This is a genomic window from Streptomyces sp. NPDC053750 (assembly GCF_044544295.1).
Taxonomy (GTDB): domain Bacteria; phylum Actinomycetota; class Actinomycetes; order Streptomycetales; family Streptomycetaceae; genus Streptomyces.
Genome location: NZ_JBITXB010000002.1, coordinates 551,049 through 572,134, shown reverse-complemented (window position 1 = coordinate 572,134; position 21,086 = coordinate 551,049). Strand labels below are relative to the sequence as shown.

The 21,086-nt window shown below is 72.0% G+C and carries 21 protein-coding genes; 7 read left to right on the top strand and 14 right to left on the bottom strand.

The annotated features are described in order from the left end of the window. The first annotated feature begins 90 nt into the window (after positions 1-90). Positions 91-1,170, top strand: coding sequence for a MerR family transcriptional regulator (locus ACIGO6_RS08085; RefSeq protein ID WP_399872901.1), 1,080 nt, complete (start codon positions 91-93; stop codon positions 1,168-1,170). Here ACIGO6_RS08085 and ACIGO6_RS08080 read toward each other — a convergent pair. The 3 genes from ACIGO6_RS08080 to ACIGO6_RS08070 all read right to left on the bottom strand — a co-directional run bounded on the left by ACIGO6_RS08080 (position 1,089) and on the right by ACIGO6_RS08070 (position 4,134). After that, positions 1,089-1,355, bottom strand: a complete 267-nt coding sequence (locus ACIGO6_RS08080) for a hypothetical protein (protein WP_399872900.1) — start codon at positions 1,353-1,355, stop codon at positions 1,089-1,091. The genes ACIGO6_RS08085 and ACIGO6_RS08080 overlap by 82 nt on opposite strands. Positions 1,356-1,431: 76 nt before the next feature. Beyond that, positions 1,432-3,663 carry a catalase/peroxidase HPI gene (gene katG, locus ACIGO6_RS08075; protein WP_399872897.1) on the bottom strand — a complete coding sequence of 744 codons (2,232 nt, stop codon included), beginning with the start codon at positions 3,661-3,663 and terminating at the stop codon, positions 1,432-1,434. 24 nt (positions 3,664-3,687) lie between these two features. Next, the gene (locus ACIGO6_RS08070; RefSeq protein WP_399872894.1) at positions 3,688-4,134 is read right to left on the bottom strand and encodes a Fur family transcriptional regulator; all 447 of its coding nucleotides are present in this window, start codon (positions 4,132-4,134) and stop codon (positions 3,688-3,690) included. Positions 4,135-4,336: 202 nt separating this feature from the next. On the opposite strand from ACIGO6_RS08070, the gene ACIGO6_RS08065 reads away from it, so the two are divergent. Together ACIGO6_RS08065 and ACIGO6_RS08060 are read left to right on the top strand one after the other, a co-directional pair. Beyond that, positions 4,337-5,437, top strand: a complete 1,101-nt coding sequence (locus tag ACIGO6_RS08065; protein ID WP_399872891.1) for a DUF475 domain-containing protein — start codon at positions 4,337-4,339, stop codon at positions 5,435-5,437. 118 nt (positions 5,438-5,555) lie between these two features. Continuing rightward, the gene (locus ACIGO6_RS08060; RefSeq protein ID WP_399872888.1) at positions 5,556-5,978 is read left to right on the top strand and encodes a DUF350 domain-containing protein; all 423 of its coding nucleotides are present in this window, start codon (positions 5,556-5,558) and stop codon (positions 5,976-5,978) included. 27 nt (positions 5,979-6,005) lie between these two features. On the opposite strand, the gene ACIGO6_RS08055 is transcribed toward ACIGO6_RS08060, so the two are convergent. Continuing rightward, on the bottom strand, positions 6,006-7,439 hold the full coding sequence (locus ACIGO6_RS08055; RefSeq protein ID WP_399872887.1) for a WGR domain-containing protein: 1,434 nt from the start codon (positions 7,437-7,439) through the stop codon (positions 6,006-6,008). A 295-nt stretch (positions 7,440-7,734) separates the two neighbouring features. Here ACIGO6_RS08055 and ACIGO6_RS08050 point away from each other — a divergent pair, with 295 nt between their 5' ends. After that, positions 7,735-8,943 carry a S8 family peptidase gene (locus ACIGO6_RS08050; protein WP_399872884.1) on the top strand — a complete coding sequence of 403 codons (1,209 nt, stop codon included), beginning with the start codon at positions 7,735-7,737 and terminating at the stop codon, positions 8,941-8,943. A 65-nt stretch (positions 8,944-9,008) separates the two neighbouring features. On the opposite strand, the gene ACIGO6_RS08045 is transcribed toward ACIGO6_RS08050, so the two are convergent. Beyond that, a complete protein-coding gene (locus ACIGO6_RS08045; protein WP_399872881.1) occupies positions 9,009-10,082 on the bottom strand; it encodes a polyprenyl synthetase family protein in 1,074 nt (357 codons plus the stop codon). Between the two features lie 152 nt (positions 10,083-10,234). Here ACIGO6_RS08045 and ACIGO6_RS08040 point away from each other — a divergent pair, with 152 nt between their 5' ends. Next, the gene (locus ACIGO6_RS08040; RefSeq protein ID WP_399872878.1) at positions 10,235-12,127 is read left to right on the top strand and encodes a TerD family protein; all 1,893 of its coding nucleotides are present in this window, start codon (positions 10,235-10,237) and stop codon (positions 12,125-12,127) included. A 78-nt stretch (positions 12,128-12,205) separates the two neighbouring features. Here ACIGO6_RS08040 and ykgO read toward each other — a convergent pair whose 3' ends face one another. The 5 genes from ykgO to ACIGO6_RS08015 form a co-directional block, all read right to left on the bottom strand. Further along, positions 12,206-12,328 (bottom strand): type B 50S ribosomal protein L36, encoded by a 123-nt coding sequence (ykgO, locus tag ACIGO6_RS08035; protein ID WP_399872876.1) that lies wholly within the window; start codon positions 12,326-12,328, stop codon positions 12,206-12,208. Between the two features lie 26 nt (positions 12,329-12,354). Further along, positions 12,355-12,519, bottom strand: a complete 165-nt coding sequence (rpmG, locus tag ACIGO6_RS08030; RefSeq protein ID WP_188182870.1) for a 50S ribosomal protein L33 — start codon at positions 12,517-12,519, stop codon at positions 12,355-12,357. A gap of 98 nt (positions 12,520-12,617) precedes the next feature. Next, the gene (locus ACIGO6_RS08025) at positions 12,618-13,973 is read right to left on the bottom strand and encodes a M20/M25/M40 family metallo-hydrolase (protein ID WP_399872874.1); all 1,356 of its coding nucleotides are present in this window, start codon (positions 13,971-13,973) and stop codon (positions 12,618-12,620) included. After that, positions 13,973-15,361, bottom strand: coding sequence for a cytosine permease (locus ACIGO6_RS08020; RefSeq protein ID WP_399872872.1), 1,389 nt, complete (start codon positions 15,359-15,361; stop codon positions 13,973-13,975). Before ACIGO6_RS08020 ends, ACIGO6_RS08025 begins: the two co-directional genes overlap by 1 nt. 2 nt (positions 15,362-15,363) lie before the next feature. Then, positions 15,364-16,317, bottom strand: coding sequence for a DUF1177 domain-containing protein (locus tag ACIGO6_RS08015; protein ID WP_399872870.1), 954 nt, complete (start codon positions 16,315-16,317; stop codon positions 15,364-15,366). A 151-nt stretch (positions 16,318-16,468) separates the two neighbouring features. On the opposite strand from ACIGO6_RS08015, the gene ACIGO6_RS08010 reads away from it, so the two are divergent. Next, a complete protein-coding gene (locus ACIGO6_RS08010; protein WP_399872868.1) occupies positions 16,469-17,302 on the top strand; it encodes an IclR family transcriptional regulator in 834 nt (277 codons plus the stop codon). A 43-nt stretch (positions 17,303-17,345) separates the two neighbouring features. Beyond that, positions 17,346-18,071, top strand: a complete 726-nt coding sequence (gene pepE, locus ACIGO6_RS08005; protein WP_399872866.1) for a dipeptidase PepE — start codon at positions 17,346-17,348, stop codon at positions 18,069-18,071. Between the two features lie 62 nt (positions 18,072-18,133). Here the strand turns inward: pepE and ACIGO6_RS08000 are convergent, their stop codons facing one another. From ACIGO6_RS08000 to ACIGO6_RS07985, 4 genes are read right to left on the bottom strand one after another with little or no spacing between them, the layout of a single operon-like run. Next, entirely contained in the window at positions 18,134-19,009 is an 876-nt protein-coding gene (locus tag ACIGO6_RS08000; RefSeq protein WP_399872863.1) for a phosphogluconate dehydrogenase C-terminal domain-containing protein, read from the bottom strand. Continuing rightward, complete coding sequence (locus tag ACIGO6_RS07995) at positions 19,009-19,818, bottom strand: sugar phosphate isomerase/epimerase family protein (protein WP_399872860.1); 810 nt, start codon at positions 19,816-19,818, stop codon at positions 19,009-19,011. The genes ACIGO6_RS08000 and ACIGO6_RS07995 overlap by 1 nt, the downstream gene beginning before the upstream one ends. Next, on the bottom strand, positions 19,818-20,597 hold the full coding sequence (locus tag ACIGO6_RS07990; RefSeq protein ID WP_399872857.1) for a triose-phosphate isomerase family protein: 780 nt from the start codon (positions 20,595-20,597) through the stop codon (positions 19,818-19,820). Before ACIGO6_RS07990 ends, ACIGO6_RS07995 begins: the two co-directional genes overlap by 1 nt. Further along, positions 20,597-21,079, bottom strand: coding sequence for a ribose-5-phosphate isomerase (locus ACIGO6_RS07985; protein WP_399872853.1), 483 nt, complete (start codon positions 21,077-21,079; stop codon positions 20,597-20,599). The genes ACIGO6_RS07990 and ACIGO6_RS07985 overlap by 1 nt, the downstream gene beginning before the upstream one ends. Positions 21,080-21,086: the final 7 nt, after the last annotated feature.

The following is a 21,086-nucleotide window of genomic DNA, read 5'->3' as shown; positions in this document are numbered from 1 at the left end:
TCCTCGGCGCGTGGTATGTCCGCGGGACCGGCCCGATCGCCCGGCCCGCGCTCGCCGGTACGGTAGGAACTCCCCCTGAGGGAGGTTCAAGTGTTCATGTCGTCCGACGGTCTGTGCTCCATCGGCGAACTCGCCGAACAGGCGGGTGCGACCGTCAAGACCGTCCGCTTCTACTCCGATCGCGGACTGCTGCCGGAGACCTCCCGCAGCTCCGGCGGGCACCGGCGGTACGGCCCGGCGGCGCTCGACCGGCTGCGGCTGATCCGGTCCCTGCGGGGTCTCGGCCTCTCGGTCCCCGAGGTGCGGCGGATCCTCGACGAGGAGGACGAGGCGCACGAGGACGGCGCGGCGGACAGCGTGGGCGCGGCGGGCGGCGGCGTACTGGAGGCCGCCGTCGCCGGGCAGCTGCGCGAACTCGGCGCCGAGCTGAAGGCGTTGCGCTGGCGGGAGGCGGCGCTGCGGCTGGTGCAGGAGTGTCCGCCCGGGGAGCGGGCCGGCCGGCTGCGGCTGATCGGTGCCGTGTCCGCGCCGCCCAGCACGGATCCGCTGGTCCGGTTCTGGCGCGGCTGGCTGCCGGCCCGGATGCCGGCCCGGTCGGCCTCCGCGTTCCTGGAGGTGGCGGTGCCGCAGCCGCCCGACGACCCTGCCCCCGCCCAGGTCCTCGCCTTCGCCCGCCTGAACGCCCTCACGAGCGCCCCGTGCCGGGGCACCGTCCAGCCCCAGCCCGCGGCGCACCGGGACGCCGGGGCCCGGGGGGCGGCCGTGCTGTACGCGGGGCTGGCGGAGGCGTACGAGCTGGCGGGCGTGGACATGCGCCGGGGCCGGGATCCGCGTCCGGGCGAGGCGCTGGACGGTTTCGTCGCCGCGTACACGGGGGCGTACGGCGTCCGGGACACCCCGGACTTCCGCCGCCTGCTGGCCGGGCAGCTCGCGGCCGACCCGCGGCTCGACGGCTACTGGGAGCTGGTGGCCGAGGTGATCACCGCGCCGGGCGGGCGGCCGGAACCGACCCCCGGGTCCGCGCACGACTGGCTGCTCGCGGCACTGGGCGCTCAGACGGGGGCGCCCGCACTCATGGAGGGGAGCCGTCAGGGCACGTCGCCCCGCCAGTCGAAGCGACGGGGGTCGCCCGGCCTCGGGCCGTACGCGGAGCGGCCGCCCGTGCCGTAGCGGCCCAGCTCCGTCGCCAGGGACACGCCCCGGTCGCGCTCCCCTTCCGGGAGGTCCGTGACGTCCAGCAGCAGACCGTCCAGGGGACCGCCCACCAGATGCGCGTAGACGCGTCCGGGCCGCGGACCGGGGTCGTCGTGGTCCGCTCCGTACACCCTGCCCCGCATGAATTCCAGCTCATCCATGACGTGCAGCCTCGCATCCGCCACTGACAACGGCGTCCCGGGCCGGCCGGTGCGGACCGGCCCGGACGGCGGTCGGTCAGACCAGGTCGAAGCGGTCGAGGTTCATGACCTTGACCCAGGCGGCGACGAAGTCGTGCACGAACTTCTCCTTGGCGTCGTCGGCGGCGTAGACCTCGGCCACCGCGCGCAGTTCGGAGTTGGACCCGAAGACGAGGTCCGCCCGGCTGCCGGCCCACTTGATCTCGCCGGTGGTGGCGTCGCGGCCCTCGAAGGTGTTCTGGTCCTCGGACGTCGCCTTCCACGTCGTGCCCAGGTCGAGCAGGTTGACGAAGAAGTCGTTGGTCAGCGCACCGGGGGTCCGAGTGAAGACGCCGAGCTGCGACTGCTGGTGGTTCGCCCCCAGCACGCGCAGGCCGCCGACGAGGACGGTCAGCTCGGGCGCGCTCAGGGTCAGCAGGTTGGCCCGGTCGAGCAGCAGGTACTCGGCCGGCAGCCGGTTGCCCTTGCCGAGGTAGTTGCGGAACCCGTCGGCGGTCGGCTCCAGCGCGGCGAACGACTCCACGTCGGTCTGCTCCTGGGACGCGTCCACCCGGCCGGGGGTGAAGGGGACGTCGACCTCGAAGCCGGCCTCCTTGGCGGCCCGCTCGACGCCCGCGCCACCCGCGAGCACGATCAGGTCGGCGAGCGAGACCCGCTTGCCGCCGCTCTGTGCGGCGTTGAACGACTCCTGGATGCCCTCCAGCGTGCGCAGCACCGAGGCAAGCCGGTCGGGGTCGTTGGCCTCCCACCCGATCTGCGGCTGGAGGCGGATGCGCGCGCCGTTGGCGCCGCCGCGCTTGTCGCTGCCGCGGAAGGACGAGGCCGACGCCCACGCGGTGGAGACCAGGTCGGACACCGTCAGGCCGGAGGCGAGCACCTGGGCCTTGAGGGCGGCGACGTCCGCGGCGTCGACGCTGTCGTGCGTGGCCTCGGGCAGCGGGTCCTGCCACAGCAGTGTCTCGGCCGGGACCTCGGGGCCGAGGTAGCGCACGACCGGGCCCATGTCGCGGTGGGTCAGCTTGAACCAGGCACGGGCGAAGGCGTCGGCGAACGCGTCGAAGTCGTCCTTGAAGCGACGCGAGATCTGCTCGTAGGCGGGATCGAACCGCAGGGAGAGGTCGGTCGTCAGCATGGTCGGCTGGTGGCGCCTGGACGGGTCGTGGGCGTCGGGGACGGTGTCCGCGCCGGCGCCGTCCTTCGGGCGCCACTGGTGGGCACCGGCGGGGCTCTGGAAGAGCTCCCACTCGTAGCCGAACAGGATCTCGAAGAAGCTGTTGTCCCAGGTCGTCGGCGTGTCAGTCCAGATGCCCTCGAGGCCGCTGGTGATCGCGTCGCCGCCCTTGCCGGTGCCGAAGGTGTTGCGCCAGCCGAGGCCCTGCTCCTCGATGGAGGCGGCCTCGGGGTCGGGGCCGACGTGGTGGGCGGGGCCCGCGCCGTGGGTCTTGCCGAAGGTGTGGCCGCCGGCGATCAGGGCGACCGTCTCCTCGTCGTTCATCGCCATACGGCGGAACGTCTCGCGGATGTCGCGGGCCGCGGCGATCGGGTCCGGGTTGCCGTTCGGGCCCTCCGGGTTGACGTAGATGAGGCCCATCTGGACGGCGCCGAGGGGGTTCTCCAGCTCACGGTCGCCGGTGTAGCGCTCGTCGCCGAGCCAGGTGGTCTCGGGGCCCCAGTAGACGTCGTCCTCGGGCTCCCAGACGTCCTCGCGGCCGCCGGCGTAGCCGAAGGTCTTGAAGCCCATCGACTCCAGGGCGACGTTGCCGGCGAGGATCAGCAGGTCGGCCCACGACAGGCTCTGGCCGTACTTCTTCTTCACCGGCCACAGCAGGCGGCGGGCCTTGTCCAGGTTGCCGTTGTCCGGCCAGCTGTTGAGCGGCGCGAATCGCTGCTGGCCGGCTCCGGCGCCGCCGCGGCCGTCACTGATCCGGTAGGTGCCCGCGCTGTGCCAGGCCATGCGGATGATGAACGGGCCGTAGTGCCCGAAGTCGGCGGGCCACCAGTCCTGCGACGTGGTCAGCACCTCGGCGATGTCCCGCTTCACGGCCGGCAGGTCGAGGGTCTTGAAGGCCGCCGCGTAGTCGAACTCCTCGCCCAGCGGGTTGGAGACCGCGGGGTTCTTGGCGAGGATCTTCAGGTTGAGCCGCTCCGGCCACCACTGGCGGTTTCCGCCGCCCTGTGTGGGGTGCGGGGCGCGTCCGTGGGCCACCGGGCAGCCGGCCGCCTCCTCGGTCTTGGCGTCGGTCACGATGGCATCGTGGTTCTCGGACATGGGAATCCTTCCGAACGGGGCGGATCACGGTGCTGGGGTGCTGCCGGGGGTGGCGCAGCCGGGGCACAGGCCCCGGTAGATGACCTCGGCCTCGTCTATCGAGAAGCCGTGGTCGTCGGAGGCGGTCAGGCAGGGCGCCTCGCCGACGGCGCAGTCGACGTCGGCGAGTGCTCCGCACGACCGGCACAGGACGTGGTGGTGGTTGTCGCCCACCCGTCCTTCGAACCGTGCCGGGCTGCCGGGCGGCTCGATGCGGCGCAGGAGTCCCGCCGCGGTGAGCGCGTGCAGGGCCTCGTACACGGCCTGCAGGGAGACATGGCCCACGCGCCGCCGCACCCCGGCCGCGATCGCCTCGACAGCGAGGTGATCGCCCTGCCGGACGGTCTCGAGCAGCGCGACACGGGCCGCGGTCACCCGCAGACCGGCCCCGCGCAGTTCCGCGGCGACGGCCGGATCCCGGGATGCGGTCATGGCGGCGAACCTACTCCGGCAGACCGGAACGGCTCAAGGAAGCGAACGATTCCATTCTGGTGACCGGGAGGTGGCGTCGGCCCCGCGCACCGGAGCCGTCTGTCCCGGGGCCGGCGAACGATCGTGGTAGACAACGTGGATGAAGGGCACTGGTAGGGAATGCCCCATTCCGGCACAGCGCGACAACGGGAGTGAGTAGCCGGTGGTATTGAAGACGTTCCGCTGGGCCTTCGCCGTCACCGCCCTGGGTCTGGCCGCGGGAGTGCTGTACGACGGATGGACCGCCTTCGGCATCGTGGCGATCCTGTCGGTGCTGGAGATCTCGCTCTCCTTCGACAACGCGGTGATCAACGCCGGGATCCTGAAGAAGATGAGTGCCTTCTGGCAGAAGATCTTCCTCACCGTCGGCATCGTGATCGCCGTCTTCGGTATGCGTCTGGTCTTTCCGGTCGTGATCGTGTCGGTCAGCGCACGGCTCAATCCGTGGGCCGCGGTCCATCTGGCGCTCACCGACAAGGACCGCTACCAGGAGCTGGTGACGGACGCCCATCCGTCGATCGCCGCGTTCGGTGGCATGTTCCTCCTGATGATCTTCCTCGACTTCGTCTTCACGGACCGGGAGATCAAGTGGCTGGGCCGGCTGGAGCGCCCGCTGGCCAGGCTCGCCAGGGTCGACATGCTGTCGGTCTGCATCGCCCTGATCGTGCTGCTCGTCTCCTCGATCACCTTCGGTGCCCACGCCCACCAGCACGGCGGCACCCACGCCGACAAGGCGGAGACGGTGCTCCTCGCCGGTGTCGCCGGTCTGATCACCTACATGGTCGTCGGTGGTCTCTCCGGCTTCTTCGAGGACAAGCTCGAGGAAGAGGAGGAACGCGAGCACCAGGCGCAGGAGGCTGCGGCGCGCTCCGGCGGGCCCCGCTCGGCCGTCGCGCTGACCGGCAAGGCCGCGTTCTTCATGTTCCTCTATCTGGAGGTCCTGGACGCGTCCTTCTCCTTCGACGGCGTGATCGGCGCGTTCGCCATCACCAACGACATCGTCCTGATGGCCCTCGGCCTCGGCATCGGCGCCATGTACGTCCGGTCGCTCACCGTCTACCTGGTCCGCCAGGGCACCCTCGACGACTACGTCTACCTGGAGCACGGCGCCCACTACGCGATCGGCGCCCTCGCCGTGATCCTGCTGATCACCATCCAGTACCAGATCAGCGAGATCGTCACCGGCCTCATCGGCGTGTTCCTGATCGGTGCCTCCTTCTGGTCCTCCGTCCGCCGCAACAAGCGGCTCGCGGCGGCCGGCTGACCGCGCGTCCGATCGCTGCGGGACCGCAGGGGTCAAGGGACCGAACGGGTGCGCTACATTTTGCATCGCCTTGACCGCGATCACTCACGATCCTTCACGCTACGGAGCCGGCAACCCCATGAGCGACATCGTCAACGGACTCGGCCGGGCCAGCGCCTACGGTGCTCTCGGCCTGGTCCTCCTGGTCCTCGGCATCGTCCTGGTCGACATGCTGACGCCCGGAAAGCTCGGCCGGCAGATCTGGGAGCAGCGCAACCGCAACGCCGCCCTGGTGCTCAGCTCCGCGCTGCTCGGCATCGGCGGCATCGTGTTCACCTCCATCTGGACGACGTACGAGGACTTCGGCAAGGGACTCGTGTCGACCGCCGTGTTCGGAGTGCTGGGGCTCGTGATGATGGCCGTGGCCTTCCTGGTGGTCGACCTGATCACGCCGGGGCGGCTGGGTGCGACGCTGGTCGAGCCGGAGCCGCACCCGGCGGTGTGGGTGACGGCGTCCTGCAACCTCGCGGTGTCCGCCGTCATTTCGGCCTCGATCGCCTGACGCCGCCCCCTCGCACCATCCCCGTGGTCACACAAGCCGCCTGATGTCCCCGCGCACCCGGTAGAAGCCGCCCGACGCGGCGTGCAGCGAGTCGACCACGTATCGCGCGCCCGGTTCCCGTATCGCCCTCGGGAACTGGACGTTCCAGGAGTGGTCGTACCCCTCCGTCACGACATGGATCCGGGTCCGGCCGTTCTCCTGGACGCACTCCACGACCACCGAACCCGCGGGTGCCGCGGCGACGGTCGTCACGGAACCGGCCGCGGTGGCGGGCGCGTACGTCGGCAGGGTGGCGGCGAGCTTGACGTCGCGGGCGACGGGCACCGAGCCCTGCTGGGCGGCCGTGACCGCCGCCTCGCTCGCGTCCACGCACACCAGGGAGCCGTCCGTGGTAACCAGGTAGAGCCGCTCGTCGCGGTACTGCATCGACAGCGCGGACCCGCCGCCCGTGCCCAGCTTCCACAGCCGCGTGCCGTCCCGGTCGAAGCAGTACACCGAGGAGGCGGAGTCCCCGGCGAACACGAACCGGCCGCCGGGCGAGGTGGCGCACGAGTACACCGGGCTGTCGCAGCGGTACGTGGCCTCGATGGCGCCGGTCGCCTTCGACAGCCGCTGGACCGCGTGGCGCCCGGTGCCGGCGTACACCGCGTCGTCCTCCTGCCAGCCGAAGAGCACGGCGCCCTGGGTGTTCGTGTGCCACAACTCGGTGCCGCCGTCGGGGGCGTGGGCCGTCACACCGTGGGTGTGCCCGTGGTAGACGGCCCGGTCGTCGGCGCGCACCATCCAGGCGTGCTCACCGCGCCCGCCGCGTGACCACTGGTGCTCGTCCTCGTGGTCGATGACGGTGAGGCGCCCGGCGCGGTCCGCGACGTTGAGCACGCCCTCGTGGATGTCGAGCCAGAAGATGTCCACGTCGGCCGCGATGTCGTAGGCCGCGAACGGCAGTTTGGACGACAGGTCGTACACCCGGCCGTCGTCGCAGCCGGCGTAGATCCAGAAGTCGTCGGCGACCAGGCACTTGACGCCGTCCGGCAGCTGGTAGCGCGCGAGGACCTCGCCGCCGTGCGCGAGGGTGTAGACGTCGCCCTGCTGGTTCCCCACCCAGCAGCGCTCCTCGTCGATGTGGATGCCGAACGCGGCGGACCCCGTGCGGAAGCGCCACAGGACGGGGGCGACGGCGCGGGCGGTGGACGGCGCGGAGGTCACCTGCCGACGGGTGACCGCACGGGGCGCGCGCTGTCCCTGCACGGCGGGGGCGTACCCCTTGCGCACCTTCTCGCCTATCTTCTTCGCGGCCGCCGCCCGGGCCTTCTCGACGGTGGGGAAGGTCGACGTCTGGGTCTGCCCGGCGGCGCCGATCCGGCCGTAGCGCACGGACACGACCTGGCCCTGGACGGTGACTTCGTAGAACTTGTGCGCGCCCCCACCGTCCTGCGACAGCTCCAGATACGTCTTCGACATGGCAGACCTCTCCCCGGTCAGGCCCTGCGGCGTGTTCCGCGGGTCCCACTGCCTGAACAGTAGGGGGAGCCACTGACAACCGGCTCACGGTCGGCACCCGTCCACGGATTTCGCGTACATGACAGCTTTGTTGACAGATCGTCAATCCCCTTGCCCCGCCCCGGCGGACGCCGGAGGCTGATCCACGGCCGGTAGCGGAACGCAACGCTCCCGGTCGTGTGCGCGATCCCGCGCGCACCCCCACAGTCGCGTGCCCGACCCGGGCGCGCGCCGCCTGGAGGAGGACTCCCTCGTCATGGCACGACTGCGTAGCAAGAGACTCCGGTTCGCCGCACTGACCGGTGCGGCGGCCCTCGCCCTCACCGGCGGGCTCACCGCCCTGCCCGCCCAGGCCGCCGAGGCCGAGGGCACCGTCCTCGCCGCCGGCTCCCCCACGGCCGTCAAGGACAGCTACATCGTCACGCTCAGGAAGGACGCCGGGCTCAAGGCCTCCTCGGGCGCCGGCAAGGACCTCGTCGAGGAGTACGGCGGCACGGTCCGCAAGACGTTCGGCAGCGCGCTGAACGGCTACACCGCCACGCTCTCCGCCACCGAGGCCAGGCGGCTCGCCGCCGACCCGGCCGTCGCCTCCGTCGAGCAGGACCAGCGCGTCCAGGTCGCGGACACCACGCAGTCCAACGCCCCCTGGGGCCTGGACCGCATCGACCAGACCTCCCTGCCGCTCTCCGGCACCTACACCTACCCGGACAGCGCGGGCAGCGGCGTCACGGCGTATGTCATCGACACCGGCGTCCGCATCACCCACCAGCAGATCAGTGGCCGTGCCTCCTACGGCTACGACGCCGTCGACGGCGACACCACCGCCTCCGACGGCAACGGCCACGGCACCCATGTGGCCACCACGATCGCGGGCTCGACCTACGGCGTCGCCAAGAAGGCGAAGGTCGTGGCCGTGCGGGTGCTGGACAACAACGGGTCGGGCACCACGGCCGGGGTCATCGCCGGGATCGACTGGGTGACCGCCCACCACTCGGGTCCCTCGGTCGCCAACCTGTCGCTCGGCGGCGGCGCGTCCACCACCCTGGACACCGCTGTGCGCAACTCCATAGCGAGCGGCGTGACCTACGCCGTCGCGGCGGGCAACAGCAACGCCAACGCCTCCTCCTACTCCCCCGCCCGGGTCACCCAGGCCATCACCGTCGGCGCCACCACCAGCACCGACGCCAGGGCGAGCTACTCCAACTTCGGCTCGGTCCTGGACGTCTTCGCACCCGGCTCCTCCATCACGGCGGGCTGGCACACGAGCGACACCGCGACCAACACCATCTCCGGCACGTCGATGGCGACCCCGCACGTGGCCGGGGCGGCAGCCGTCTACCTGGCGAGCCACACCTCGGCCACCCCGGCCCAGGTGGCGACCGCGCTGGTGAACGGCGCGTCCACCGGCAAGGTGACCAGCCCCGGGACGGGCTCGCCCAACCGCCTGCTGAAGCTCGTACCGTGACCGAGTGACCTGCGCCCCGGGGCCGTACGGGCCCGGGGCGCAGCGGTGCCGGCTCCGTCGGCCGATCAGCGGGTCCGGTCCACGCTCCACACCGGCACCCGCGCGAAGAAGTCGACGGCCTCCGCCCGCCACCGGCCGTGCCAGCCCTCCGCCACCTGACGGGCACGGTCCGCGTGGCGCCGCATGTCGGCCTCCAACAGGGCCGCCACATCGTTGCGTTCGCCGATCGCCCTGATCTCGGCGATGGTGTCCGGGGTGCAGGACGGGTTCCCGAGGGCGGCCTCGACCGTCGCCCGCTCCGAGCCCGTCACGGTGGACAACAGCCGGGCGACGGCGTAACTGCGCCTTCCCTCACGGATGTCGCCACCCGCCGGCTTGCCCATGGTCTCCTCGTCGCCGAACAGGTCCAGCCAGTCGTCGCGCATCTGCCCGCAGATGCCGACCAGTCGCGCGTACCGGCGCAACTCGTCCTCGTGGGCGCCCGGTTCGGCGCCCGCCGCCAGGAGGCCCAGACGCATCGGCGCAAGCACCGAGTAGCGGGCGGTCTTGTGGTCGGCGACGTCGTGCAGCACTTCCACGTCCGGCAACGGGTCGGCGAAGTCCCGCTCCAGGTCGACGATCTGGCCCACGAACGTGTCGGCCGCGGCCCGGGTCTGGACCTCGACCATGGCCTGCCGCATCTCGAGGGGAACCTTGGCGTCCAGGAGCACGCGCAGCGACAGCGCGAGTGCGAGGTCGCCCGCGAGCACGGTGAGGCCGAGCGCCGCCCGCGGATGCCCGGGGAACCGCTCCCGGTAGGCGTAGTAGGTGGTGGGGCCGCCCCGGCGGGTGGCGCTGTCGTCGATGAGGTCGTCGTGCACCAGGCCGTGGGTCTGCAGCAGTTCGACGCTCAGCGCGGCGGCGTCCAGCCCCTCCACCGGCTCGGCGGTCACCAGGCGCGCGGCCTCGTGCAGCAGCACGACCCGCATCCGTTTGCCGCCGCGCAGCGACAGGTCGCGCAGCAGGCGCAGGCAGTCCGGGGTGAAGCGGCTGAAGGACGGGGCGTCCAGGGTCGTGCCCAGCGTGTCGAAGTACTCCGCGAAGAGCCTGTTGAACCCGTGCTCGACCCGGGCGACGCGGTCCAGTGGCTGCTCGGTCATGACGAAGTCCTCCTGGGGCCTGGGCGGGTGGCGCGCCCAGCAGTGTGTCAGGCGGTCCGGCGCGTCGAGCGGCGCGGGTCGAGGTTGCCGCAAAACGGGATCAATGGGCGTTCAAGTTGAAGGAGATGTGGATATACCTCCATTCTTTCTCCATGTCTCTCGCGTCTGCCGCCTCCGATCTGTCCGACCTGCGCGACTACGCCTTCGAATGGGCGTTGGTCGACGTGGAGACCTCCGGTCTCGTACCGCGCCGTGACCGGGTGCTGTCCGTGGCCGTGGTGACCCTGGGCCCGGACGGCGAGCAGACCGGGGAGTTCTCGACCCTGCTGAACCCCGGCTGCGATCCGGGGCCGGTGCACGTGCACGGGCTGACCGCCGAACGGCTGCGCGGGGCACCGGCCTTCGAGCAGGTCGCCGGGCGGATCGGTGCCCTGCTGGAAGGCCGGGTGCTGGTCGCCCACAACGCCCAGTTCGACTACGACTTCCTCGCCCACGAGTTCGCGCGGGCGCGGCTGCGGCTGCCTGTGGCCAGACGGCTGTGCACCCTGGCGCTGAACCGGCGCGTCGACCCGCCGACCGACGACCTGAAGCTCGGCACGCTCGCCGCGCACTACGGCGTGCCGCAGGTCAAGGCGCACGACGCGCTGGACGACACGCGCGTACTGGCGGGGGTGCTGCGCGCCTCGCTGCGGGAGGCGGCGCAACTCGACCTGTCGCTGCCCCTGGTGGCGTGCCCGCCGCGGCAGGACCCGCAGTTCGCGCCCAAGCCGCCGAAGACACCGTGCGCCTTCCGCAACCCGGGGCGGCTCGGCGCGGGCGGACCCCTGGTGCAGGGCATGAAGGTCGCCGTCACCGGGGAGACCCGGACCGCCCGGGCGGACCTGGTGCTGCGGGGCGTCGCGGCGGGGCTCAACATGATGGGTTCGGTCAGCAGACACACCAGTGCCCTGGTCACCAACGACTCCGCCACGGACTCGGCCAAGGCGCGCCGGGCACGCGCCGAGGGCGTCCCGGTGATCGACGAGTCGGCCTTCCTGCGGCTCCTGGACGATGTCCGCCCCGGCACCGCGCACGCGGGGACGGCGGCCCCGGACCCCGTGCCGGCTCCCGAACCCGGCCCGGCCCCGGCGCCCGCGACCGCGCCCTCCCCCACACTGCCGGCCGTGCCGACGCCACGCGCCCCGGAGCCGGGCGAGGCCGCCGGTCCGAAGCCGGGGAAGAAGCGCGCCACGAAGCCGCGCGGGCCGCTCTCCGGGCGGCGGGTCCTCGTGCTCGGCGGCACCCACCCCGAGGCGGTCGCCGCCCGCACCCGCGTCGTCGAACTCGGCGGGGCCGCGGCCATCAACCTCTCCGCCGGCGTCACCGACGTGGTCGTCCTCGACGGCGGCCACGCGGATCGCCGGCTGCCCCGGATCACCGCGCTGCTCCTGCCCACCCACGACGCCGGGTGGCTGGTCGCACCGGTGGTCACGGAGGTGCCCGGGGCGGACGCCCGGCGCGCGGCCGCCCACGTGCTGCCGCGTGGTGGCGTCGTCGACCTACCCCTGCCGAAGGGGCGGGGTCCGGAGCACCGCTGGACGGTCACCGCGTCCTGGGCGCAGCAGACGGAGTGCGAGATCGACGTGGTGGCGTTCGTGCTGGACGAGGACGAACAGGTCTCCTTCGACGAGGACTTCGTCTTCTACGGTGCCCCGGAGAACCCGGGCGGGACGGTGCGGCTGCTGGGCGACGGCCCGACCGAGCAGACCGTCAGCGTGGACCTCGCCACGCTGCCGCCCTCGGCCCGCAAGGTCGTCGTCGCCGCCGCGATCGACGGCTCCCCGGCCTTCGGCGACGTGGGCGCCCTGCACATCGTCTCCGGCCCCGGCACCAGCGCGGCCGCCCTCGTCCAGGCCACGCTGGACGCCGCCACCACCGAGCGCACGATGCTCCTGGCCGAGATCTACCGGCGCGGGCAGAGCTGGCGGCTGCGCGCCGTCGGCCAGGGCTACGACCACGGCCTCGGCGCCCTCGCCGGGGGCTACGGCGTCGACGTCGCCGACTGACCCCTGGCGGGCGCCCACGGTGCACGCACGAGCCCGGCCCCGCGGATCGCGGGGCCGGGCCGGGAAGCGCGCGTCCGCTCAGCCCTGACGGGCCTTGAAACGCGGGTCCTTCTTGTTGATCACGTAGGTCACGCCCCGGCGGCGCACCACCTGTGCGCCGGGCCTGGCCTTCAGTGAGCGCAGGGAATTGCAAACCTTCATGAGTTGTCCTCGCTCCGGCCTGCTGTTCAGCGTTCCTCGCGGAAGGGGACGTGCTGCCCCGCCACCGGGTCGTACTTGCGCAGGACGAGCCGGTCGGGGTCGTTGAGCCGGTTCTTGCGCGTCACGTAGGTGACGCCGGTCCCGGCGGTCGACTTCAGCCGGACGACCGGGCGTGCGGTGCTGCGTGCCATGGGTGCTCCTTTCGACCGCCGCGCGGTTGCGGTTCTGACCCGCGCATGTCAGTCGCTCCCCTCAACACCGGCCTCCGTCGGCGCATTCCCGGGCCGTTTCAGCAGCCCTGCCACAGCCGGGTCATCACCCGCACGCCGAAGCGCAGGCCCTCCAGCGGCACCCGCTCGTCGACGCCGTGGAAGAGGCGGCCGTAGTCGAGGTCGTGGGGCAGCTTCAGGCCCTTGAAGCCGAAGCAGCGGATGTCCAGCTTGGTGAAGGCCTTCGCGTCGGTGCCGCCCGGGTTGCAGTACGGCACCGGGTGGCCGTCGGGGTCCTCGGCGCGCACGGCGGCGCACATGGCGTCGACGAGGGGGCCGTCGAAGGTGGTCTCCATCGCGATGTCGTGGTTGACCCACTCGCGGGACACCGACGGCAGGAGCAGGGCGTCGACCGCGTCGATCAGCTCCTGTTCGTGGCCCGGCAGGAAGCGACCGTCGACGCGGGCCGTGGCCCGGCCCGGGATGACGTTCGTCTGGTAGCCGGCCGTGAACATGGTGGGGTTGGCCGAGTTGCGCAGCACGACCTGCATGAAGTCGGCCACGTGCCCCAGCTTGGCCAGTTCGGCGTCCAGGTCCTCGGCGTCGAAGTCGATGTCGACGCCCTGGAGGCGGGCGGCCTCGGCGAGCAGGGCGCGCACCGGCTCGATCAGCCGGACCGGGAAGGTGTGCCGGCCGATGCGGGTGAGGGACTCGGCGAGGTCGGTGACGGCGTTCTCGTCGTTCGGGGACGACCCGTGCCCGGCGCGGCCGGTGGCCGTCAGCTCCATCCATGCCATGCCGCGCTGGGCGTTCTCGATCGGGTAGAGACGCCGGGTCTCGTCCAGGGCGTAGCTGAAGCCGCCGCCCTCGCCGATCGCCTCGGTGACGCCGGCGAACAGCTCGGGCCGGTGCTCGACCAGCCAGTGGGCGCCGTACTTGCCGCCGGCCTCCTCGTCGGCGAGGAAGGCGAGGACGATCTCGCGGGCGGGTCGGGTGCCGGTGCGGGCGAAGTGCCGGGCGGTGGCCAGCATGACGGCCACCGTGTCCTTCATGTCGATGGCGCCCCGGCCCCACAGGTAGCCGTCGCGGATCTCGCCGGAGAACGGCGGCACCTGCCACTCGGCCGGGTCTGCCGGGACGACGTCCAGGTGGCCGTGGACCAGCAGGGCGCCGCGCGCCGGGTCGGTGCCGGGGATGCGGGCGACGACGTTGGCCCGGCCCGGGGCGCTCTCCACCAGCTCCGAGGCGATGCCCGCCTCGGCGAGGCGGGCCACGACCCGGTCGGCGCAGGCACGCTCGTCACTGGTGGGGTTGGAGGTGTCGAAGCGGATCAGCTCCGCGCACAGGTCGACGACCTCCCGCTGTGCCTCCTCGGAGGCGGGGACGAGGGGGGAGGCCTGAACGAGGGAGGCGGGGGTGGAGGTGGAGGTGCTCATCATGCTCCTACGGAGGCCGTGCCGGAGGCGGCCCGGGACGGTGCGGTCTCGGCGTCGTCGAGGGCTGTGGTGCCGTACGTCCTGATCCAGCCGGCGAGGCCGAGGACGCAGTAGAGGACGAACGCGGTCAGCAGGGAGTTGAGGGCGGGGATGCCACCGTCGTAGAACTTGCCGACGCAGAAGGCGAGGGCCCAGATGACCAGGGACATCGGCACCCAGGTGGGCGAGGTGGCGGGCAGGGTCCCGGCCTCGCGGGTGGCGTCCAGGGGCGCGCGCATGCGGCGCACCACCCAGTACTCGGCGACGATGATGCCGCCCACCGGCGGGATGGCGACGCCCAGCACGGACAGGAAGTCGGTGAAGTGGGTCATCATGCCCACGGCCGACAGCACGGTGCCGGCGATGCCGAGGACGATGGTGACCGCGCCCCGGTGCAGGCGCTTGCCGAAGACGACCTGGAAGAAGTTGACGACGCCGAGCGAGGAGCCGTACAGGTTCCAGTCGTTGATCTTCGCGGTGGACATCAGGACGACCAGCACGCCGAAGACGCCGGAGGTGGAGAGCACGATCTGGGAGACCTGGCCGCTGCCGACCATGTGGCCGAGGAGGACACCGGTCATGCCGACGATGTACTCGGAGAGGATCATCGACGAGGCGCTCTGCAGGAAGACGTGGCTGCCCTTGCGGTTGTAGCGGGTCATCTCCGGGGAGACGATCGCGCCGGTCATGAATCCGCCCGCGATGGCGGTCGCGGCGACCGCGAGGGGGATGGTCTCGCCGGGCGCCGGGGAGTTGATCAGCTCGGAGAGGGAGTGGTCGCTCAGCGCGTCGGTGACCGACCAGGCGACCATCGCGAAGAACAGCGGGGTGACGATCTTCGCGAAGACGGCCATGTACCGGAAGCCGAAGATCACCAGCACGGTGATGGCGAAACCGGCGGCCGTGCACCACAGCCACGAGGGACCGCCGACGAGCGCGGACACGCTGTCGCCGAAGATCGTGTTCTGCACGCCGAACCAGCCGACGAGGCTGACGGAGATGACCAGGCTGACCAGGGCCGAGCCGTTGCGGCCGAAGCCGGCCCAGCGGGTGAGCAGCGGCGTTGCCAGGCCTTCGCGCATACCGGCCAGGCCGATCGCGAAGATCACGACTTCGAGGATCACGGCGCCGAGGGTGAACGCGAGGAACGCGTCCCCGAAGGTCATCCCGACACCGATGGTGGCGCCGAGGGTGAACTGCGAGATGGAGCCCGACTGCGCGAGCCACTGGAGCAGCATGGTCCAGAAGCCGAGCCGCTTGTCGCGCGGGACGCGGGACAGGGCGTAGTCGTCGCTGCCCACGGCCTTGGCGCCGCCCGACTGCTGGGCGGTCTTCTCGTGCGCGGCCATGATCACGACTCCCCGGGTTCGCGGCCGAAGGTCTGCAGGTGGGTCAGGGAGCCGTAACGGGACACGAGCGCGTCGAACTCCTGGTCGTCGTGGAAGTCGAGGCGTCCGCCACCGTAGGCCTTCGCGGTCTCGACGGCGAACCGGGCGGCGGCCGCGATGTCGGTCTCGTGGCTCGCGCCCGTCTGGCAGCCGGGCACGGCCGCCGCGGAGGTGATCGCCAGGCCGACGACGGGCGCGGCCGTCGCCGTGGCCGGCTGCAGGATCGAATTGATGTGGTGTACACCGTTACCGTACGGGGTGATGTCCTGGGTGGTCACCGGGTACGTGACCAACGGCTCACCGGTCACCACGGCCAGCAGCTCCCCGAGCTGCTCGCTGACCTTGAGCACCCAGCCCGCCTTGACGGTGGGCGACAGGGCGAGGCCCTTGTGGTTGATGATCCGGTTGCCCTTGGTGGTGTCGACGGAGAGCACTGCCTCCATCTCGCCGGTGACCTCGTGCCGGTTCATGGTCGCGATGTCGACGGGCGAGTCCATGAACGGCACCGGGTCGTGCGGCGCGGTGGGGGCGTCGGGGCAGATGTGCGTGGCGACGACCACGTCGCCGTCGAGCACGTCGCCCCGGCGGCGCATGTCGAGGAGCTTGGCGGCGGTGGCGAGCGCGGCGATCGCGCCGTCGGCGTCGGAGACCAGGCCGGTCATCTCCGGGCGCGCCCCGATGCCGCCCAGCCGTCCCACCACGCCGAGGGTGCGCGCCGAGCCGCCGCGGATCCGGCCGTTGCGGCCGGGCACCCGCACGAGCACGAAGTCCGTCGAGCCGCGCTCGCCCGTGACGGTGGTGACCTCGGCGCCGGAGCCCTCGGGGCCCGCCACGGAGTCGAGGTGGGCGGCGACGCGCTTGCCGTCGACGCCGGGATCGTCCAGCAGATCCACGAGGTCCAGGACGTACTTCAACATGGGCAGTTCTCCTGATCCGCACCTGGGGCGGTGCTGACAGCAGGTTCGGGATCGATTAACGTTCTCCGCAACTGTTTCCCGTTATCTGCAATTCCGGTCTGAATGGTGAGATGGACGGGGGACACTGGCGCACCGAGTGAGAGGAGCCGCCGTGAGCGGTCGGGACGTACGGCCCGCGGACCGGAAGACCCCCGCCGGGGCGCTGCAGACCGTCGACCGTGCCCTGCTGGTGCTGTTGGCGTTCGAGCGCTCCCGGCCCGACTGGGGGGTGACGGAGATCGCCGCCGAGTTCGGCTGGGACACCTCGGTCGCCCAGCGGCTGCTGTCCACGCTCGCCGGTCGTGGCTTCCTGGTCTCCGACCCGGCGACCCGCCGCTACCGCATCGGCCCGGCCGCCCTGCGCCTGGGTCGTCTGTGGGAGCGATCGGGCTCCCTGGAACTGCTCGCGGAACCGGTCCTTCAGGACCTGCGGGCGGTGACCGGCGACACGGTGCTCTTCTGCCTGCCCGACAGTTTCCACATGCGCTGTGTCGCGGCCGTCGAGGGCGAGGAGGGACCCCTGCGCTACTACCCGCTCGTGGGCGAGCTGTACCCGGCACACGCGGGCGCCACCAGCAAGTCGTACTACGCGTTCCTGCCCGACGACCAGCGCCACCGGCTCTTCCGCGGGCGCCCCATGGCACGCTTCACCGAGCGCACGGTCACCGACCCCGACCAGCTGGAGCGCGAGTTCCGCCAGGTGCGCGCCCAGGGATACGCCTGGACGGTCGGCGAGTACGACGCCGGTATCGGCACCGTCGCCATGCCGGTGTTCCTCGGCTCGGAGCCCTACGGCAGCCTCAGTCTCGGCGCCGCCAAGGAGCGCTTCCCCGACGGGCCCGAGGACCGGCTGGAGGTGCTGCGCCGCGCCGCCCGGCTGCTGGAACAGCGCCTGACGCATCCACCGCAGCACCACCGGCGCCCGCGTTCGCCCGGCACGACCTGACCCGCCGATCCGCCCGCACGTCCACCCCGATGAGGACCACTCCGTGAATCTGCTGCTCCTGTCCAACTCCACCCAGCACGGCCGCGGCTACCTGGAACACGCCCTCGACACCGTGACCGGCTTCCTGCCCGCCGGGGCGCGGCTGGCCTTCGTGCCGTACGCGCTCGCCGACCACGACGCCTACACCGCCAAGGTGCGCGACGCGCTCGCCGGGGCGGGGATCGACGTGCGGGGCGTGCACGAGGGCGGCGACCCGCTCGCGCGGCTCGGTGCGGCCGACGCCGTGTTCGTCGGCGGCGGCAACTCCTTCCGGCTGCTCAGCGCGTTGTACCGGACGGGGCTGCGGGAGGCGCTGATCAAGGCCGTCGGTGCCGGGCTGCCCTACATGGGTGCCAGCGCCGGCACCAACATGGCGGCGCCCTCGCTGCGCACCACCAACGACATGCCGATCGTCCAGCCGCCGTCCTTCGAGGCGCTCGGGCTCGTCCCGTTCCAGATCAATCCGCACTACCTCGACCCGGACCCGGCGTCGACGCACAAGGGCGAGACCCGCGAGGAGCGGCTGACGGAGTTCCTGGAGGAGAACGACGTACCCGTGCTCGGCCTGCGGGAGGGCTCCTGGCTGCGGGTCGAGGGCGACAGGGCGGTGCTCGGGGGCGAACGGGACGCCCGGCTGTTTCGGCGGGGCACCGCTCCCCGCGAGCTGCCGGTGGGATCGGACGTGTCCGAGCTGCTGCGGGTGACGGCCGCGTTCGACACGCGGGCGTAGGCATGACGACGCCGGAGGCACCCAACGGGCCTCCGGCGTCGGACGGCCGGCGGGTCGGCGCGTCAGCGCTTGATCTCCTTGATCTTCAGCATGCGCGTGATGACCTTGTCCAGCTCCTCGTCGTCGAAGACCTTCTTCCAGTCGTCGCGCACGATGGACTCGCGGCCGTAGTCCATGGCGATCAGGCAGGCGTCCGAGAAGGGGTTGGAGCCCTTGAGGGTGTTGGCCAGGGCGACCTGGGTGTGGCCGAGCAGCATCGCGCGGGCGGCCTTCTCCGGGACGCCGACGGTGTGCACCGTCTCGTGGAGCGCCTCGGTCAGCAGGGCGCCGACCATGCAGGCGATGGTCTCGACGAGGGTGGGCTCGAGCACGGCGAGCTGCTTGACGGTGACCCAGTGGACGTCGACGACCGGGGCGTACATGACGCGGATGACGGCGTCGGCCAGCTCCTGCTTGGCGGCGTCCCCACCCTCGTAGGCGGCGACGACCTCCTGCGGGGCGGCGATGCCGCCGAAGGTGTCCTGCCACTCCTCCTTGGTGGTGCGCTCCAGGAAGACCGACGGGTGGCAGGGGTGGGCGCAGGCGTAGTGGATGTCCTCGCGGGCGAAGAGCAGGCCGGCGTAGGCGGCGGCCGGGTCGAGGGTGAGGACGATCGTGCCCGGCTTCATCAGCGGCACGAGCTCCTCGGAGACCTTGCCGAGGACCACGTCGGGCACGGCGAGGATGACGACGTCGGCCTCGGCGGCGGCGGACGCGGACTCGGTCAGTTCGCGGCCCAGGTCGCGGACGAGCTCCTGGCCCTTGGGCGACGCCTCGCTGAACAGGACCCGGAAGTCGCTCTTCACCAGGTTGTTGGAGACGCGCTGGCCCATCTTGCCGGCGGCCCCGATGACGGCGACGGTCGTGACGTCGGCCCTGGTCTGGATCTCGGTGGCCATTACTTGCTCCTCAGGAGGGTGTTGATGCTGTGCTGCGTCCACTGGTGTTCGAGCCGGGCGGTGGCGTCGTAGCCGTCGTCCTGCCACGGGAGCCAGTGCTCCACGATCTGGTTGATGCCGCGGTCCTCCGGCCGGGCCGCGCGTACGGCGGCGATCATGCCGTCGTGGTCGAGGAGGCCCTCGCCGAGCAGGCAGCCGGCGTAGGTGAAGCCGACCCAGCCGTCGCGGCGGGTGAAGGCGAAGTCCTTGACGTGGATGTTGACCACGTGGGACGCGGTGGCGGCGACGACGTCGGCGGGGCGTTCCAGCCGGGCGACGCTGTTGCCGGGGTCCAGGACGACGCCGAGGTGCGGGTCGTCGACGGCGCGTACGACGGTCATGAGGTCGTCGGTGGCGACCTGCTCGTAGGTCTCCAGGCCGAGGGTCACGCCGGCGTCGGCGTAGCGCGGCACCGCTTCCTTCAGCAGGGCCTCGGCCTCGGTGGTGTCCGGCCGGTGGTCGGCCGTGTTGAGCATGGAGCGGACCAGGGTGACACCCAGTTGACCGGCCATGTCGAGGTACTTCCGCAGGTGCTCGGGGCGGATGCCGCGGGTGCCGAGTTCGAGGGTCAGGCCCAGGTCGTCGGCGGTGGCGCGGACGTCGGCGAGCTGCGCGGCGTCGTAGGACTCGATCGGGGCGTAGTCGCAGATCTGGAAGACCTCGCCGCCGAGTTCCGCCGTGTCGTGGAGCATCGCGGACAGGGTCATCGGCCGGGGGGCGCGGGCCGAGATGCGCCAGAAGTAGGCGTAGGTGCTGATGCCGTACGCCATTACGCCACCGCCGCCGGGGCCGGGGAGCGGATCTCGTCGAGGATGGCCTCGACGTTCGCCGGGTCGTGGGCGAACCGGCCGAGGAACAGGCCCTCGGCGGTGCCGGCCAGGCGGGTCAGCAGGCCCGGGCCCGCGCTGCCGCCGTAGATCACGGTGGAGCCGGCGTGCTGCGGACGGGTGTCGAGCCAGCCGCGCAGCGCTGTGCACACGGTCGCGATGTGGTCGGCGGAGGCCGGCTCGGGGGCGCCGATGGCCCACTGCGGTTCGTAGGCGAGGACGACCGCGCCCGTCAGGCCGTGCAGCAGGCGCTCCGCCTCGGCGACCGTGCGGGCCGCGGCGTCGGCCGGGTCGGCCTCGTCGCGTTCGCCGACGCACAGGACGGGGGTGAGGCCGTTGCGCAGGGCGGCGGCGGTCTTGGCGGCGACGACGGTGTCGCCCTCGCCGTACAGGCGGCGGCGCTCGGCGTGGCCGACCTCGGCGTACCGGCAGCCGATCTCCTTGAGGACCGGGCCGCCGACCTCGCCGGTGTACGGGCCGGTGTCCTCGGTGGCGAGGTCCTGGGCGCCGAGGGCCACGCCGTACGGGGCGAGGATGCCGGCGGCCGGGACGAGGGCCGGGAAGGCGGGGAGGACGAAGAGGCGGGCGGCGCCGGAGGTGACGGCCGGGTGCCGGTCGGCCAGGGCGGCGACCTTGCGCGCCCAGTTGAGGGTCTGGTGGTGGCCGAAGTACATCTTCAGGCTCACCCCCAGCAGGACGGGGGACGGTGCGGGTGTGGACATCAGGCGGCTGCCCCGTCGCCCGCGGCGCTCTCGTAGTCGCACATCAGCTGGACCTTGGCGGCGGACGCCGAGCTCTCGTCGAAGCGGTAGGTGAGCCATTCGGCGGCCAGGCGGCGGGCGAGTTCCAGGCCGACGACGCGCTGGCCGAAGGTGAGGATCTGCGCGTTGTTGGAGAGGATCGCCCGCTCGACGGAGAAGGAGTCGTGGGCGGTGACGGCCCGGATGCCCCTGACCTTGTTGGCGGCGATGGCGACGCCGAGCCCGGTGCCGCACACCAGCAGGGCGCGGTCGGCCTCGCCGCGGGCGACCATCTCGGCGGCGGCGATGGCGACCTTGGGGTAGGCGGTGTGGCCGTCGGCGTCGACGCCGACGTCGGTGACCTCGGCGACCAGGGCGCTGTTCTGCAGGTCCTGCTTGAGGGCTTCCTTGTACTGGTGGCCGGCGTCGTCGGATCCGACGACGATGCGGAGCTTGTCGGTCATGTCGGCT